13 protein-coding genes are annotated in these 15,741 nt (G+C 69.3%); 8 read left to right on the forward strand and 5 right to left on the reverse strand.

Annotated elements, in window-relative coordinates; all coding sequences use genetic code 11:
* The first annotated feature begins 151 nt into the window (after positions 1 to 151).
* The 5 genes from RS83_RS02325 to RS83_RS02345 are packed head-to-tail and all read left to right on the forward strand — an operon-like array spanning position 152 to position 6,897.
* Entirely contained in the window at positions 152 to 1,846 is a 1,695-nt protein-coding gene (locus RS83_RS02325; RefSeq protein WP_045277898.1) for an amidohydrolase, read from the forward strand.
* Positions 1,843 to 3,501, forward strand: a complete 1,659-nt coding sequence (locus RS83_RS02330) for an ABC transporter substrate-binding protein (RefSeq protein ID WP_045277899.1) — start codon at positions 1,843 to 1,845, stop codon at positions 3,499 to 3,501. Before RS83_RS02325 ends, RS83_RS02330 begins: the two co-directional genes overlap by 4 nt.
* Positions 3,498 to 4,454: an ABC transporter permease gene (locus tag RS83_RS02335; protein ID WP_045277900.1), complete on the forward strand. Its 957-nt coding sequence runs from the start codon at positions 3,498 to 3,500 to the stop codon at positions 4,452 to 4,454. Before RS83_RS02330 ends, RS83_RS02335 begins: the two co-directional genes overlap by 4 nt.
* Positions 4,451 to 5,317: an ABC transporter permease gene (locus RS83_RS02340; RefSeq protein WP_045277901.1), complete on the forward strand. Its 867-nt coding sequence runs from the start codon at positions 4,451 to 4,453 to the stop codon at positions 5,315 to 5,317. Before RS83_RS02335 ends, RS83_RS02340 begins: the two co-directional genes overlap by 4 nt.
* Positions 5,314 to 6,897 (forward strand): ABC transporter ATP-binding protein, encoded by a 1,584-nt coding sequence (locus RS83_RS02345; protein ID WP_045277902.1) that lies wholly within the window; start codon positions 5,314 to 5,316, stop codon positions 6,895 to 6,897. The genes RS83_RS02340 and RS83_RS02345 overlap by 4 nt, the downstream gene beginning before the upstream one ends.
* A gap of 192 nt (positions 6,898 to 7,089) precedes the next feature.
* Here the strand turns inward: RS83_RS02345 and RS83_RS02350 are convergent, their stop codons facing one another.
* Genes RS83_RS02350 through RS83_RS02360 form a run of 3 tightly spaced genes read right to left on the reverse strand, consistent with a single transcriptional unit; the run spans position 7,090 to position 9,339 of the window.
* Entirely contained in the window at positions 7,090 to 7,446 is a 357-nt protein-coding gene (locus tag RS83_RS02350; protein WP_045277903.1) for a cupin domain-containing protein, read from the reverse strand.
* Positions 7,443 to 8,846, reverse strand: a complete 1,404-nt coding sequence (locus RS83_RS02355) for an NAD(P)/FAD-dependent oxidoreductase (RefSeq protein ID WP_045277904.1) — start codon at positions 8,844 to 8,846, stop codon at positions 7,443 to 7,445. Before RS83_RS02355 ends, RS83_RS02350 begins: the two co-directional genes overlap by 4 nt.
* 28 nt (positions 8,847 to 8,874) lie before the next feature.
* Positions 8,875 to 9,339 carry an Lrp/AsnC family transcriptional regulator gene (locus RS83_RS02360; protein ID WP_045277905.1) on the reverse strand — a complete coding sequence of 155 codons (465 nt, stop codon included), beginning with the start codon at positions 9,337 to 9,339 and terminating at the stop codon, positions 8,875 to 8,877.
* A gap of 99 nt (positions 9,340 to 9,438) precedes the next feature.
* Between RS83_RS02360 and RS83_RS02365 the strand changes: the two genes are divergently transcribed.
* Positions 9,439 to 10,872: a gamma-aminobutyraldehyde dehydrogenase gene (locus RS83_RS02365; RefSeq protein ID WP_045277906.1), complete on the forward strand. Its 1,434-nt coding sequence runs from the start codon at positions 9,439 to 9,441 to the stop codon at positions 10,870 to 10,872.
* 33 nt (positions 10,873 to 10,905) lie between these two features.
* Here RS83_RS02365 and RS83_RS02370 read toward each other — a convergent pair whose 3' ends face one another.
* Both RS83_RS02370 and RS83_RS02375 read right to left on the reverse strand, forming a co-directional pair.
* Positions 10,906 to 11,640 carry a M23 family metallopeptidase gene (locus tag RS83_RS02370; protein ID WP_045277907.1) on the reverse strand — a complete coding sequence of 245 codons (735 nt, stop codon included), beginning with the start codon at positions 11,638 to 11,640 and terminating at the stop codon, positions 10,906 to 10,908.
* A gap of 468 nt (positions 11,641 to 12,108) precedes the next feature.
* The gene (locus RS83_RS02375; protein WP_045277908.1) at positions 12,109 to 12,639 is read right to left on the reverse strand and encodes a GNAT family N-acetyltransferase; all 531 of its coding nucleotides are present in this window, start codon (positions 12,637 to 12,639) and stop codon (positions 12,109 to 12,111) included.
* Positions 12,640 to 12,819: 180 nt separating this feature from the next.
* Here RS83_RS02375 and RS83_RS02380 point away from each other — a divergent pair, with 180 nt between their 5' ends.
* Complete coding sequence (locus RS83_RS02380) at positions 12,820 to 14,352, forward strand: HNH endonuclease signature motif containing protein (protein WP_045277909.1); 1,533 nt, start codon at positions 12,820 to 12,822, stop codon at positions 14,350 to 14,352.
* Positions 14,353 to 14,567: 215 nt separating this feature from the next.
* Positions 14,568 to 15,692, forward strand: coding sequence for an ROK family transcriptional regulator (locus tag RS83_RS02385; RefSeq protein ID WP_045277910.1), 1,125 nt, complete (start codon positions 14,568 to 14,570; stop codon positions 15,690 to 15,692).
* The last annotated feature ends 49 nt before the right edge of the window (positions 15,693 to 15,741 follow it).

The following is a 15,741-nucleotide window of genomic DNA, read 5'->3' on the forward strand; positions in this document are numbered from 1 at the left end:
CCGCTCTGTTCCCATCGCGAACCGACCCTCTCAACCTAGAGCGAGTCCCCAGTGTGGTCAACGCTGTTGACACCGGTGATGCCGAAGGCTAGCGTGATCGCAATTCCCCTTCGACGCTGTTCCCCCTTCGACGCTGTAGAGAGGCACGACGATGTCCACCGAGCTCGTCTTCCACGGCGGTGCGGTCTTCACCGGCACCGGCACACCGATCACCGGGCAGGCCGTGATCGTCCGCGACGGGCGCATCGCCGCCGTGGTCGCCGACACCGAGGTCGCCGCGCTCGCCTCGCCCGACGCGACCCGCATCGATCTCGCCGGAGCGCTGCTCAGCCCCGGCTTCCAGGACGCGCACATCCACCCGGTCGGCGGCGGCATCGAGCTGCTGCAGTGCAATCTCACGGAGGCAGCGGATGCCGCGCAGACGGCAGCCCTCATCCGCGCCTACGCCGAGGCGAACCCCGACGAGGAGTGGATCCTGGGTGGCGGCTGGAGCATGGACAGCTTCCCCGGCGGCAACCCGCCACGCGGGCTGCTCGACGAGGCGACGGGTGGACGTCCGGTCCTGCTGCAGAGCCGTGACCACCACAGCACGTGGGCGAGCACCGCGGCGATCGAGCGCGCAGGGATCACGGCCGAGACGCCAGACCCGGGCGACGGGCGCATCGTGCGCGACGCGGACGGCTTCCCGGCCGGTACCTTCCACGAGGGAGCCGGCGACCTCTTCGCCGCCGTGCGTCCTGCGACCTCGGCCGACCTCGCCTACCAGGGGCTGCTGCGGGCACAGGACGAACTCATCGCCCTCGGCATCACCGGCTGGCAGGACGCCATGGTCGGGGCGGACTCCGGCGGGATCGCCGATCCGCTCGCCGCCTACGAGCGGGCTGCCGCGGACGGGCGACTGCTCGTCCACGTCGTCGGTGCGCAGTGGTGGGTTCGCGGCGGCGGCATCGAGCAGGTCGAGCGGATGGCCGAGCGACGTGCGCACGCAGCCGCTGCGCATCCGGACCGTCGTATCGATCTCGGCACGACGAAGATCATGGTCGACGGGGTCGCCGAGAACCAGACCGCCGCGATGCTCACCCCGTACCGCGACGAGACCGGGCACGACACCTGCAACCACGGGCTCAGCTTCATCGAGCCGGCGAAGCTGCGCGAGTACGTGACCGCGCTCGACGCCGCAGGGCAGCAGGTGCACATGCACGCGCTCGGTGACCGTGCAGTGCGCGAAGCCCTCGATGCGCTGCAGGTCGCCCGCGACGCGAACGGCGACACCGACGGTCGTCACCACCTCGCCCACCTGCAGGTCGTCGCGGCCGATGACGTCTCGCGCTTCGCGCCGCTGGACGCGATCGCCAACATCCAGGCGCTCTGGGCGACCCACGAGGACCAGCTCGACGAGCTCACCCTGCCGTTCCTGCAGGACGGACAGGTCGATCGGCAGTATCCGTTCGGCGACCTCGTCCGCGAGGGTGTCCGACTGGCAGCCGGCAGTGACTGGCCGGTCTCCACCGCGGATCCGCTCGCCGCGATCCACATCGCCGTGAACCGCGCCTACCCCGGCTCTGAGCGGCCACCGCTCGGCGGCGAGCACCAGCGGCTCGACCTCGAGACGGCGTTCGCCGCCTACACCTCAGGATCCGCGTACGTGAACCGTCGCGACGGCGACACCGGCAGCATCCGCGAGGGGTATCTCGCGAACCTCGTCGTCATCGAGCCGAACCCGTTCGACCTGCCGGCCCCCGAGCTGCACCTCGCCAGGGTCGCGTCGACCTGGATCGAAGGCCGGCGCGTCCACACCGCATCCGTTCCCGCTGTTCCCGACACCCACCCCACGGAGTCCCGATGAACCGCACGCTCCTCTCCCGTCCCATCGCCCGCTGCGGCGCGGCTGCACTCGCCGGGCTGCTCGCGGTCGCCGCGCTCGCCGGCTGCAGCCCCGCCGGCTCGACCGGCTCCGGATCGGACGAACCGATCGACTGGAAGCTGACCGAGACCACGGCGGCCCCCAGCGGCGACATCGACTCGTTCACCTTCGCGAGCTATGCCGAGCCGTACTCCCTCGACTACGCCTACGCCTTCGACTATGCGGACAACTCCGTGCTCGCCAACGTCTGCGAATCGCTGCTGCGGTTGAACCCGGACTACTCGCTCAGCCCCGGACTCGCCGAATCGTTCGAGCATCCGACACCCGACACCTGGGTCTACACGATCCGCGAGGGGGTCATGTTCCACGACGGCACACCGCTGACCGCCGCCGATGCGGTCGCCTCGATGCGCCGGCACATCGACCCAGCCGTCGGATCGTTCTGGTTCTCGGTGTATCAGAACGTGAAGTCGATCGAGCAGACCGGTGACCGTCAGGTGACGGTCACGATGACGGGTCCCGACTCGCAGTTCAACCTCGGCATGGGCGGCTCGGCCGGCGTCATCGAGTCGGCGGCGACGCTCGCCGAGAAGGGCGCCGACTACGGCAACTCCACCGGCGGGGTGAACTGCACCGGCCCGTTCGAGCTGACGACGTGGGAATCCGGCGAGTCGATCACGATGACCCGGTTCGACGACTACTGGGACGAGAGCCTGCGAGCCCACTCCGGCGAGGTGAAGTTCGTCTTCATGAACGACCCGACGGCGCGGATCAACGCGCTGAAGTCCGGCAGCGTCGACGGGTCGTGGATGGTGCCGATGGAAGCGGTTCCCACCCTCAGGGCGGCAGGCAAGGGCGACGTGCTCTTCGGAGTGAACACGGCGGTCGGCGACATCGTGGTGAGCAACCTCGACGGCCCGCTCGGCGACGTCCGCGTGCGCAAGGCGCTGCTGCTCGCGCTGGATCGAGACGGCATCCTCCAGGCGGCCTACCGCGGGGTCGGCGAGACGACCGATGTGATGACGACCGAATCGGTCTGGCGCGACGCATCGGATGCCGCGCGCACCGCAGCGTTCGACGACATCACCTCGTACGACCGGAACGTCGAGGAGGCGAAGAAGCTCATCGCGGACGCCGGAGCGGAGGGCGCCGAGCTCACGTATGTCACGGCGCCGATCAGCAACGACTTCGCCGTCATCTCACAGGCGACGGTCGCCGCGGCACAGTCGATCGGTCTGAAGGTGAAGGTCGAGACCGTCACCCCGAACGCCTACACCGCGCTGTTCTCCGACCCGAGCGCCCGCGACGGCGTCGACCTGTTCTACACGAGCTGGTACCTCTCCAGCCCTGACGCGCTCGAGATGTACTCCGTGCTGCGCACCGGCGACTTCAGCAACTACGGCGGCTGGTCGAACCCGGAGTTCGACCAGGTCGTGCAGGATGCCGTCGCGATCGACGATCCGGCGGCACGCAGCGATCTCACCGCGAAGGCGCAGCAGATCGTGAACGAGGAACTCCCGTGGCTGCCGTTGTATCGGGCGCCGATCTCGCTCTACCTCGGTGAGCGGATCACCGGCGTCCAGCCGTCCATCGCGTTCATGTACTACCCATGGGCCGCCACGATCGGCGCCCGATGACCGTTGCTCGCCGGGTCGCCGGAAAGCTGGGCGGACTGCTGCTGACGCTGTTCCTGGCATCGCTGCTCGTCTTCTTCTCGCGCTTCCTGGTGCCTGGCGACCCCGTGAGCTTCCTGCTGCGCGGTCGCAAGCCCAGCCCGGAGGCCGTGGCACAGGTCACAGCCCAGTACGGGCTCGACCTCCCGCCGGTGGAGCAGTACCTCCGGTGGGTGCTCGGGTTGCTGCAGGGCGACTTCGGCCGGTCGCTGCAGTATCGGCAGGACGTCACCGCGGTGCTGGGTGATCGGCTGCCGGTCACGCTCGTGCTCGTGGCGATGGCGGGGGCGATCGTGCTCATCGCCGGCGTCGTGCTCGGCGCGGTCGCAGCGCTGAACCGCGGGAAGGCGCTCGACCGGCTGGTGCTGATCGGGCTCACCGTGCTCGGGGCGATCCCGTCGTTCGTCGGCGCGATCGTGCTCATCGCGCTCTTCTCCGTGCAACTGGGCTGGTTCCCCTCGTTCGGGGCAGGCGATGGCTTCCTCGACATGGTCTACCACCTGACGCTTCCCTCGATCGCGCTGGCGCTCGTGTTCATCGTGCTGGTCGGCAAGGTCACCCGCTCGGCCATGGTCGATCAGCTGGGCCGAGAGCATGTGGAGGTGTCGACGAGTCGCGGCGTTCCCCGCCCGATGGTCGTCTGGCGCCACGTGCTGCGCAATGCCCTCGGACCGATCCTCACCGTGAGCGGCGTGCTCGTCGCCGGTCTCATCGTGGCGAGCTCGATCGTGGAGGCGGCGTTCGGGCTCTCCGGCATCGGGTCGCTCCTGGTGCAGTCCGTCGACCGGCTCGACTTCCCGGTCGTGCAGGCCATCGTCCTCCTCGTCGTCTGCGCGTTCGTCGTGATGAACGCGATCGTCGACATCCTCGAACCCTGGATCGACCCGCGATCCGCTGCAGGAGCTGGTGCCCGATGACCGCGACGCCCCCCACCCTCGCCGTGCGGATGCTCCGCGCTCCCCGCAGACGGCGTCCGCGTGTTTTGTACCTCGGCAGTGTCATCGTGCTCGCTGCCGTCGTGCTCGCCGCGATCTTCGCGCCGCTCGTCGCGCCGTACGACCCGGATGCCGTGGACTTCACGTCGTTCCTCGCTCCGCCGTCGGCCGCGCACTGGCTCGGTACCGACTCGCTCGGTCGCGACCTGCTCAGCAGGCTCGTCTACGGCGGGCGCACCGCGCTCATCGGTCCGTTGCTCGTCGTCATCTTCTCGACCGTGATCGGCATCCTGCTCGGGCTGTGGGCCGGATGGCGGGGCGGCTGGATCGATGCCGCCCTCAGCCGGGTCTTCGACGTGCTGTTCGCGTTCCCCTCGCTGCTGATCGCGATCATGGCGGTCGCCCTGTTCGGCAAGGGACTGGTCGCTCCGATCATCGCGATGAGCATCGCCTATGCCCCGTTCGTGGCACGGCTCACCCGATCGCTGGTGGCGGCAGAGCGCACCAGGCCCTATGTCTCGGCATACCGGGTGCAGGGGTTCGGCGGCGCGTGGATCGCGCTGCGGCGTGTGCTGCCGAACGTCACGCCGATCGTCGGCGCGCAGTCCACGCTGAACTTCGGGTACGTGCTCGCCGAGCTCGCCGGACTCTCGTTCCTCGGGCTCGGCGTACAGGCACCGACCGCCGACTGGGGCGCGATGATCAACGAGGCGCAGTCGGGTGTGGCGGCCGGTCAGTTCCTGCCGGCGATCGCACCGGCGGTGGCCGTCGTGCTCGTCGTCGTGTGCGTGAACATCATCGGCGAAGAACTGTCCGATCGGATCGGCGGAGGGATCCCCGCATGAGCACGCTTCTCGACATCCACGAACTGACGCTGGATCTGGCTGACGGCACCCGGCTGCTGCACGGCATCACCCTGCAGGTCGCGCCGGGGGAGACGGTCGGCCTGGTCGGCGAGTCCGGCTCCGGCAAGTCGCTCACGGCCCGCTCGGTGCTCGGGTTGCTCCCCGACCGGGCGATCACCGGCGGCACGGTCGAGGTGAACGGACGGTCGCCCCTGACCGGTGCGGTCGGACGCCAGGAGATCCGTCGGCACGAAGCGGCGATGGTCTTCCAGGATCCCCGAGCCGGCATCAACCCGATGCGCACGATCGGCGATCACGTCACGGAGGCCCTGCGCCTGTGCGAGGGCTGGTCGAAGGATGCTGCGCACTCGCGCGCCGTCGAGCTCCTGACCGCCGTGCGGCTGCCGGCTCCCGCCGATCACCTGTCGCAGCATCCGCACGAACTCTCCGGCGGCATGCTGCAGCGCGTCATGATCGCAGGGGCCCTCAGCACGTCGCCGGGACTGCTGGTCTGCGATGAGCCGACCACCGCGCTCGACGTCACGACGCAGGCCGAGATCGTGCAGGTGCTGCGTGACCTGTGCGCGCAGACCGGCATGGGCATGCTGTTCATCACGCACGACCTGAACCTCGCAGGTTCGCTGTGCGACCGGCTCGTGGTCATGAAGGACGGATCGATCGTCGAGGAGGGGACGGCGCGCGAGGTGCTGACGGCACCGACCGCCGAGTACACACGTCGTCTGGTCGCCGCGACGCCGCGCATCGCCGGAACGATCACGGCGCCGGCCGCCGCATCCGATTCGACGCCGCAGCTCGTGGTCGCCGGCGTCGGCAAGACGTATCGACGCCGAGGGAAGGACCCGGTCTCGGCGGTCGCCGGCGCGAACCTGGCCATCGCCCGTGGCGGCTCGCTCGCCGTGGTGGGCGAGTCGGGCTCCGGCAAGTCCACGCTCGCGCGGATGATCGTCGGACTCGAGGAGCCGGACACCGGCGACATCCGGATCGGCGGACGCTCGATGGCCGGCATCCCACGGTCACGGGCGGAGCGGCTCGAGCGGGCCAAGAGCGTGCAGATGGTGTTCCAGGACCCGTACCTGTCGCTGGACCCGCGGATCCCCGCAGGACGCGCGATCGAAGACGTGCTGAGACTGCACACCGGGCGAACCGGTGCCGCTGCGCGGGCGCGAGCACTGGAACTGCTCACCGCGGTCGGCCTCGGCGAGGAGCATCTCGGCGCCAGGCCGCGCACGCTCTCGGGCGGTCAGCGACAGCGCGTCGCGATCGCGCGGGCGCTCGCCGTCGAGCCGGAGCTCCTGGTGATGGACGAGGCGACCAGCGCCCTCGATGTCTCGGTGCAGGCCCAGGTGCTCGACCTCGTCGCCGGCATCCGCCGCGAGCAGGGGCTGACGCTGCTGTTCATCAGCCATGACCTCGCGGTCGTGCGCACGGTCTGCGCAGACACGATCGTGATGCGCCGAGGAGAGATCGTCGAGGCGGGCCCGACCGAGCAACTGCTCGGCGACCCGCAGCACCCGTACACGCGACTGCTGATCGATTCGGTGCCGGTTCCGGTGGTCTGAGCGCGGCGCGGTCGGTGCTGCGAGCGTTGGCACCTGTCGCCGTTCTGGACGCCGCATTGCGACGCGAGGTGTCACCTCGGTGCAGCGAGTCTGCGTGAAGGTGGCACCCCTGGTCGGAATCGGAGCGCCGAAGCGGCAACGGGTGCCACCTCGACGCAGCGAGTCGACGGGTGCTGCGACGCATCGACGGGCTCAGGCGATGTAGACCTTCCGCAGGGTCTCGGCGACGGTCCATACCGTGCGCTGGCCCTCGGCGAGGCGCACCACCGAGCCCGGTCCGATCTCGAGGTCGGGCAGGGCCGGGTCGTCGAACGCGATCGTCGCGCGACCGGACAGCACCACGAAGACCTCATCGGTCTCGGTATCGGATGCCGTGCCAGGCGTCATCTCCCAGATGCCGACCTCGACCCCGCCGAGCGTCGAGAGTGCGTGCACTGCGGTGGTCGGGGAGCCCGCCAGCACCTCGTCGGCCGGGAGCGGGGCATGCGAGAGTGGCAGCGTCGCGGCATCCGCTCCCGTTCCGGCAGCGAGCTCCTCGGGTGCGCTCACGAGTCGAAGCCCATACCGACGGCGTCGAGGGTCTTCAGGAACAGGTTGCGCTTGCCCTCGTTGTGATCGGCCTGGTTCATCGCCGCGCGCACGAGGTTCACACCGATCGACGCCGCAGGCTCGGGCGGGAACGGGATCGGCTTCTCGCGCACCATCTGCAGCTCGGTGCGCTCGGTCCGCTCGCCTGCGAGCTTGTCGAGCATGACGTCGGCTGCGAAGCGCGCGGCTCCGACGCCCAGCCCGGTGAAGCCGGTGGCGTAGGCGACGCGTCCCTTCCGGGCGGTGCCGAAGAACGCGCAGAAGCGGCTCGAGGAGTCGATCGCGCCGGCCCAGCGGTGCGTGAAGTGCAAGCCCTCGAGCTGCGGGAACGTGGTGAAGAAGTGCGACGCGAGCTTGCGGTGGCTCTCCATGCGGTCCTCGTACTCGGGTCGTACCTTGCCCCCGTAGTGGTAGACCGCGTCGTAGCCGCCGAACAGGATGCGGTTGTCGGCGGTGAGCCGGTAGTAGTGGAACTGGTTCGCGCTGTCGGCGAGGCCCTGACGGTTCGACCAGCCGATCGATGCGAGCTGCTCGTCGGAGAGCGGCTCGGTCATCAGGACGTAGTCGTACACCGGCACCGTCATCAGACGGTTGCGCTTGAGCAGCGAGGGGAAGACGTTGGTGGCGAGCGCCACGGCATCCGCTGTCACTTTCCCGTGCTCGGTCACGAGAGTGATCGCCGACGAGCCGTCGCCTTCGACGCGACGGACCAGGCTGTGCTCGTAGATCTCGACGCCGAGCTCGACGGCGACGCGGGCGAGCTCCATGCCGAGCTTCGCCGGGTGCACGAGTGCGCAGGCATCCTTCTCCCATGCGCCGGCCAGGAACGTGTCGGAGTGCACCTCGGCCTGCACGGCCTCGCGGTCGAGGAAGCCCTCCTCGTCGCGGTACCACTCGACCTGGTGCGGTTCGACGGCGACGGCCAGCTGGCCGGTGCGCTCGAAATCCGCCTGCATGCCGTAGCGCTCGATCGTCTGCTCGATGCCGTCGAGGTTCTCGAGGCCGAGCTCTTCGAGGCGGTCGATCTCCTCCGGCCAGCGGGTGAGTCCGTTCTCGTGCCCGTGCGTGAGGCTCGCCTCGCAGAATCCGCCGTTGCGACCCGACGCCGCCCACGCGATGCGCGAGGCCTCGAGTAGCACCACGCGGCGCTCCGGGTCGCGCTCCTTCGCCCTGACCGCTGTCCAGAGCCCGGCGTAGCCGCCGCCGACGATCGCGAGATCGGCGCGGACGCTGCCGGTGAGGGACGGATGCTTCGGCCGCGCGACGTCATCCAGCCAGAACACCCCGAAGGCGGTGTCGCTGAGCGACTGGTCGATGACGGACTGTGCCGGTCGACGGCGCTCGAAGACGGTGGTGCCCATGTTCACTCCGATCGTTGCGAGGCGCGCCTCAGCGCGTTCCCCAGTTGTAGAGGTCTTTGTAGAGGCCCGCGTACAGCAGGCTCTCGGTGTGCGCGACGCCTGGCACGGTGCGGATGCGGGAGGCGATCAGCTCGATCAGGTGCTGGTCGTCCTCGCAGACGGCCTCGACCAGGATGTCGAAGGTGCCGAGGGTGACCACGACGTAGGCGAGCTCAGGGATCTTCGTGAGCTCCTCGGCGACATCGCGGGGGTCGCCGGTGACTCGGATGCCGATCATCGACATGCGGTGGAAGCCGAGCTGCATCGGGTCGGTGACGGCGACGATCTGGATGATGCCGGCTTCGGTCATCCGCTGCACGCGTTGGCGGGCCGCGGCTTCGCTGAGTCCGACCGCGCGACCGATCTCGGCGTAGGGGCGACGGCCGTCTTCCTGGAGGAGTTCGACGATCTTCTTCGAGACATCGTCCAGGAGGGGCTGCTTCGGCGTACTCATGTGTCGATATTGACAGGTGAAGGCGGTTCAGGCAACTGATTCCGTCGTCATAGACAAATAGTTCTTCAGATTTCGTTTCCGCATGGCTACCATGAGGGCATGCCCACAGATCTCCTGCAGAACTTCATCGGCGGCCGGTACGTTCCCGTGCGCGGAGCGGGCAGCCTGCCCCTCATCGACCCGGCGACCGAGGCGGAGTACGGCTCGCTGCCACTGTCGGACGCCGGTGATGTGGATGCCGCCTACGCCGCGGCATCCGCTGCTTTCCCGCTCTGGCGCGACACGACGCCGGCGGATCGGCAGCTCGCTCTGTTCCGCATCGCCGATGAGATGCTCGCCCGTGCCGAGGAGTTCGCCGACCTGGAGTCGCAGGACACCGGCAAGCCGCGCGCGAGCCTCGTCGCCGACGAGATCATGCAGTCGATCGACCAGCTGCGGTTCTTCGCCGGTGCAGCGCGAAGCCTCGAGGGGCGGGCAGCGGGGGAGTACCTCGCAGGGCACACCTCGTTCGTGCGCCGCGAACCCATCGGCGTCATCGGACAGGTCACGCCCTGGAACTATCCGCTGAACATGGCGGTGTGGAAGATAGGACCGGCGCTCGCCGCAGGCAACACGGTCGTGCTGAAGCCGGCCGAGTCGACGCCGCTCACGACGCTGCTGCTGGCTGAGATCGTGGCGCTGCACACGCCGGCCGGCACGTTGAACGTGGTGCTGGGCGACCGCGACACTGGGGTGGCGCTGGTGGAGCATCCGACGCCGCAGATGGTCGCGATCACCGGATCGGTGCGCGCCGGCATGGCTGTCGCACGGTCGGCGGCGAACGACGTCAAGCGGGTGCACCTCGAGCTCGGCGGCAAGGCGCCGGCGATCGTCTTCGCGGATGCCTCGATCGAGAAGGCCGTCGATGGCATCATCACCGGCGCGTTCTTCAACGCCGGCCAGGACTGCACGGCTGCCACCCGCGTGCTCGTGCATGCCTCCGTGCACGACGAGCTCGTGGCGGCGCTGGTCGCTCGGGCTCGAACGCATGCCCGTACCGGCGGTCCCCACGAGGAGGGCGTGCTGTACGGACCGCTCAGCAGCGCGGCGCAGCTCGCCCAGGTGCAGGGCTTCGTCGACCGCCTCCCCGCTCATGCCACGATCGAGACGGGCGGGCGGCGCCAGGGCGACAGCGGCTACTTCTTCGAGGCGACGATCGTCTCTGGACTGCGGCAGGACGACGAGGCGGTGCAGGGCGAGATCTTCGGACCGGTGCTCACGGTGCAGTCCTTCGAGACGGAGGCCGAGGCACTGGCGATGGCGAACGACGTGCCGTACGCACTCGCGTCATCGGTATGGACCACGGATCACGCGCGCGCGATGCGGTTCTCACGCGACCTCGACTTCGGCTGCGTGTGGATCAACACGCACATCCCCTTCGTGTCGGACATGCCGCACGGCGGGTTCAAGCACTCGGGCTACGGCAAGGACCTCTCGCAGTACGGCTTCGACGACTACACGCGCATCAAGCACGTGATGAGCGCGCTGGACTGAGGTGGGCCCGCAGCGTCGGTGAGACGATCCGGGTCAGGTCACGTTCTTCGCGAGCCAGGGCCGGGGATCCACGGCCACCGTGTTGATGTGCACCTCGAAGTGCAGGCACGAGCCGAACACGTATCCGGTCGATCCGACGTCACCGATGTACTGGCCGGCCTCGACGCAGTCTCCGACCTCGACCGCGCGACTTCCGTAGGTCATGTGCGAGTACACGGTGCTCACGGCCTTGCCGTCGACGATGCTCTCGATCTGGATGGTCACGCCGTAGCCCTGGTAGCTCTCGGTCGACCGTGAGACGCAGCCCTTCATGGCCGCATTGATCGGCGTGCCGACGGGGGCGGCGAAGTCCTGGCCGAGGTGCGATCGCCCTGGTCGCGAGGCGCCGAAGCCATCGGTGAACGAGTAGGTGCCGTCTGCCATCGGCATCACGATGCGATCGGCGAGCGGGATCTCGATCGCGCTGCCGAGCGGCATGCCGGCGGCCACCGCCGCGGCGATAGCACGCGAGTGGGTCTCCTTGATCTCCTCCGGCGTCGTCGCCGAGAAGGCTCCGCGGGGAGCGATCTCCGCGCGGATCTCATTCGTCGCCGTGAAGGACTGCGCGTCGCCGTCTGCCGTCGTGGAGACCGCTGCGGCGTTGGCCGACGCGGTCTGATCGCCCAGCGGGTTGAGGCCGGGGAACGCTGCTCCGGTGAGCATCACGCCGATCGCGAGCGTGGCCCCAAGTGTCTTGACCTTCGCCCAGTGCCGCTGCTCGCGGCGCACCTGCGCTCGTGAGGTCGGTGCGGGCGTCGCTGGGGGAGTCTGCCGGGGTGGGGCCGTCGTCGGAGGCTGCTGGGGTGCATCCGGGGCGGGCGCCGGTGCATCCGGGGCGGGCGCCGGTGCATCCGCTGCGGGTGCAGCCGCTGTGTCCGATGTGGGTGTATCGGTCGTGGCTGTATCGGTCGCGTTCGCGGTGCGGGAGCTCTCGGCATTCGCGGACGCGGAGCGCCGGAGATCACGGCGCAGGAGCGGGCGCTGCGAGTCGGAGACGTCTGTGGCAGGTTCCGATGACCCCTGAGTGGGCTCGGTGGGCAGGGAGTTCGTGACGGGGTCCTTCCGGAGGCGGGCGGGTTCGGCAGTCGATCCCCCAGATGCCGCCGTTACCGTTCTGTAATCTAAGCGCTGTACAGCGTGGGGTCAAATCGAGCGCCGCTCGCGATGCTCCTCAGGCCCGGTGACGGTGAGGGCCGTTCAGGGGGCGAGGAGCTTCATCCTGCGGTGCTCGGCGAGCGTGAGGCCGGGGCGCTCCTCGACCTTGGTCGCGCCGTCCGCGGCCCAGCCGTGGCGGGCGTAGAAGCCGTCGGCACGGTCGTTGCCGTCGAGGACCCAGAGGCGCGCGCGGGCGTGTCCGGCGTCGGTCATCCGTCGTTCCGCCGCGGAGAGGAGGGCGGCGCCGACTCCCGTGGACCAGAACAGTGGATCGGCGTAGATGCCGTATATCTCGCCGTCGGCAGTCCCGCCCTCCTCCTCGTCTCTGGATGCGCCGAACGAGACCCAGCCGAGGATCGTGTCGTCGCGGACGCCGACGAGCGTTCCGAGTGTGAGCGGATGCGGATCCGTGAAGATCCCGCGCCAGCCTGCCGTGCGGTCCGCGATCGACAGGGCGTCGAGGAATGCCTGGTCGATGAGTCCGCGGTACGCCGCCTGCCATGAGCGCACATGGATGCCGGCGATGGCCTCGGCATCCGCGATGGTGGCTTCTCTGACAGTGAGCTGCGGCATGGATTCACTGTATTGGCGGTTGTGGGCGGGTGGCGCTGGGCGTCGGTCGGCGCGGGATTCGGGATGGTTTCGAGGGTGGTTTCGGATGTGGGTCGGAGGTGTGGATCGTATTCCGGAATATTGGTTTGGTCTGGGGTTTTCAGGGTCTGAATGTCGGTGGCCCCGGGTTGAATCGGAGGTATGAACAGCACTGAGGAAGCCTTGGAGCGGGTCGTCGCCGACCTGGATCTGGTGCTGTCCGCGGCTGCGTTCGGCCTCCTGTCGGATGAGGCGAAGATGCGCGTGTTGCGGCTGGCTGGTGCGGCGCAGCGGCGGGTGGATGCGGTGGTCGTGGAGACGGTCGCATCGGTGCCCGCCAGGCCTTCGGGGTCGGGGGATCCGGCGTTCTGTGGGCTGTTCGGATGTCGGACGATGAGCGAGTTGTTGCAGCGGGTGTTGCGGGTGGACGCGTCTGGGGCTGGGCGGGTGGTGAAGGCCGCGTCGTCGGTGTTCCGGGAGGTGGACCTGTCATCGGGCGGATGGCAGCAGGCGCGGTGGCCCAGGTTGCGGGAGGCCCTGCTGGACGGGACGATCGGGGTGTCGGGGTTGTTGGCGGCGGTGGGCCCGGTGGATGCCGCGCAACGGCGGGTGAGTGAGCAGTTGCGGTGGCGGGCGGATGCCCAGCTCGCGGCGCTTGCGCGGGGGATGGTCGCAGTCGACGAGGAGGATGCTCCCGCTGATCCGGATGCGGCTGCGCAGGGCGGGCCGCCGGCGACGCCGGAGGATCTGCGGACCTATGCCCGGGTGATCATGGCGTACCTCGACCCCGACGGGGCGGAGCCGGCGGAGGAGCTTGCGATGCGTGGGCGGGGGATCCGGTTCGGGCGAGCGAAGCATGGCCTGGTCCCGATCCACGGTGACCTGCTCCCCGAGACCGCGGGAGCATTGCAACGGCAGTTCGACGCGTACTTGAACCCGAAAGTCGACGGGCCACCGGTGCCCGGGGTGCGGTTCGTGCCATCCGGCGACACCGCCGATGCCACCACAGCGGGTGCGGGTGCTGATGCCGACAGTGGCGGGTATGTGCGGGCCAGTGATGAGCGGGGCGACGATGACGTGTTGCCGTCGGCTGATCCGGGCGGGATGGTCGACACCCGCACCCGGCCGCAGAAACAGCATGATGCGTTCGCGGCGATCCTCGGCATCGCCGCGAAACACGATGAGACGCCGAAACTCGGTGGGGCGGCGCCGACATTGCTCGTGTCCGTCACCGCGGACGACTATGCGACCGGCCGCGGGTGGGCGTATGTCGACGGGGTCGACACCCCCGTCTCCGTCGCCACCGCCCGGCACACCGCGTGTGGGGGAACGATCCAACGGGTGCTGTTCGACCCCGAAGGACGCATCATCGGCATCGGGACCACCGACCGCATCTTCACCACCCACCAACGGCGGGCGATCGCCCTCCGCGACAAGGAATGCTTGATCCCCGGGTGCCACGTGCGCGCGTCGTGGTGCGAGATCCACCACGTGCACGAACACGCCAGAGGCGGACCCACCCACACGGATAACGGTGTCGCGTTGTGTTGGCATCATCACCGCACCCTCGACACGAGCGGGTGGGAGATTCGCATGGGCAACGGGACCCCGCAGGTCCGCGGACCGGCCTGGTGGGACCCCGCCCGGCGATGGCGCACCCCACAACCCGCCCTCACGCACGCACTCACCGGCTGACGCCCGACCGGATGACCACACCCACCGAGGACGACCGCGCTCACCGGACGACCGCACGCACCTCGGTTGACCGACCCACGTATCGGTGTGCGCGCAGCGGGAGAGCCCCATTCCAGAGTCCGCCGTCCGTGTGCCGTCGTCATCTTCCGGACGGACCGGACGCTGGTGCGACCCGATGTGTCATGCTAGGGGCCGACCCGGGGGGATCGACACTCATGACCAGGCCGCTGGCAGGACCACAGACGCTGTTGCGCACGCTGAACGGTCGCGCGATCCTCGAGGCGCTCGCACGCAGCGGTCCGCGCACCCGCGCCGAGCTCATGTCGGCGACCGGGCTGTCCCGAACCGCGGTCACGCAGGTGCTGCGGATGCTCGAGACCGCGGGTGCAGTCGTCCCCGCCGGTGTCGACCGCGACACTCGAGGACCGGCAGCCGGACGCGTCTCGCTGCACCCGCACCTCGGGTACGCGGCAGCGATCCACGTCGATCATCATGCGGCGCACGTCGTGCTCGTCGACGCCACGGGCTCCGTCCGCGCCGAGGCGCATGGCGACTTCAGGACGAACGACGACCGCGTCGCCTGCATCGCAGGGCTCGTCGACGAATGCCGTCGCGCAGCCAAGGGTCCGCTGCACATGGCGGTGGTCGCCGTGCCGGGCGCAGTGACGCCCGACGGCGGCATCCGCAACGATGAGGGCCCCGATGGCGGGCAGTTCCACACCGCGCTCAGCGCGACCCTCGGCTGCGACGTGCGCATCGAGAACGACGTCAACCTCGCCGCCCTCGCCGAACTCACCGAGAGCACAGCGGGATCGCTGTCGAGCTTCGCGCTCCTGCTCCTGGTCGAAGACGGACTCGGCGCCGGGATCGTCATCGACGGTGCGCTGCACCGTGGCGCATCCGGTCTCGCCGGCGAAGTCATGTACCTGCCACAGAGTCCGCTCCCGATCGGTGCTCCCGTCGTGAGCGACGTCGTCGTCAGCGACCTGGCGCTGACCCACGATCGCGATCCGCGCGCCGCGCTCAGCGTGCACCTCGAGGCGGCGGCCGCAGGTGACGAGGCTGCCCTGCAGATCGTCGCCGAGGTCGCCAGACGGCTGGTGCTGATCGCCGGCACCATGACGCTCGTGCTCGACCCCGAAGCGTTCATCCTCAGCGGTGACGCCGCTCACCCCGTGCTCGCCGAGGCGATGGTGCGGGTCGCTGAAGAGTTCGCTCCACTGCTCACGGTGCGCTTCCTCATCGCCTCCTTCGGCGTCGAGGCGCCGCTCGTCGGCGCTGTGCGCGAAGCCGCCTCAGCTCTCCGCGCCATGCTCTTCACCCGCGTGCTCGCCACATGAACGGGGCGCCGGCCCGAACCGGCGCTTCGCGGCGCAGCATCCACCCCGC

It is taken from the genome of Microbacterium oxydans (assembly GCF_000956525.1).
Classification (GTDB): Bacteria; Actinomycetota; Actinomycetes; order Actinomycetales; family Microbacteriaceae; genus Microbacterium; species Microbacterium oxydans_A.

What these genes read in the sequence shown, in the direction of transcription:
- RS83_RS02325 (WP_045277898.1), top strand. Translation starts at nt 152, where the DNA reads ATGTCCACCGAGCTCGTCTTCCACGGCGGTGCGGTCTTCACCGGCACC.
- RS83_RS02330 (WP_045277899.1), top strand. Translation starts at nt 1,843, where the DNA reads ATGAACCGCACGCTCCTCTCCCGTCCCATCGCCCGCTGCGGCGCGGCT.
- RS83_RS02335 (WP_045277900.1), top strand. Translation starts at nt 3,498, where the DNA reads ATGACCGTTGCTCGCCGGGTCGCCGGAAAGCTGGGCGGACTGCTGCTG.
- RS83_RS02340 (WP_045277901.1), top strand. Translation starts at nt 4,451, where the DNA reads ATGACCGCGACGCCCCCCACCCTCGCCGTGCGGATGCTCCGCGCTCCC.
- RS83_RS02345 (WP_045277902.1), top strand. Translation starts at nt 5,314, where the DNA reads ATGAGCACGCTTCTCGACATCCACGAACTGACGCTGGATCTGGCTGAC.
- RS83_RS02355 (WP_045277904.1), bottom strand. Translation starts at nt 8,846, where the DNA reads ATGGGCACCACCGTCTTCGAGCGCCGTCGACCGGCACAGTCCGTCATC.
- RS83_RS02360 (WP_045277905.1), bottom strand. Translation starts at nt 9,339, where the DNA reads ATGAGTACGCCGAAGCAGCCCCTCCTGGACGATGTCTCGAAGAAGATC.
- RS83_RS02365 (WP_045277906.1), top strand. Translation starts at nt 9,439, where the DNA reads ATGCCCACAGATCTCCTGCAGAACTTCATCGGCGGCCGGTACGTTCCC.
- RS83_RS02375 (WP_045277908.1), bottom strand. Translation starts at nt 12,639, where the DNA reads ATGCCGCAGCTCACTGTCAGAGAAGCCACCATCGCGGATGCCGAGGCC.
- RS83_RS02380 (WP_045277909.1), top strand. Translation starts at nt 12,820, where the DNA reads ATGAACAGCACTGAGGAAGCCTTGGAGCGGGTCGTCGCCGACCTGGAT.
- RS83_RS02385 (WP_045277910.1), top strand. Translation starts at nt 14,568, where the DNA reads ATGACCAGGCCGCTGGCAGGACCACAGACGCTGTTGCGCACGCTGAAC.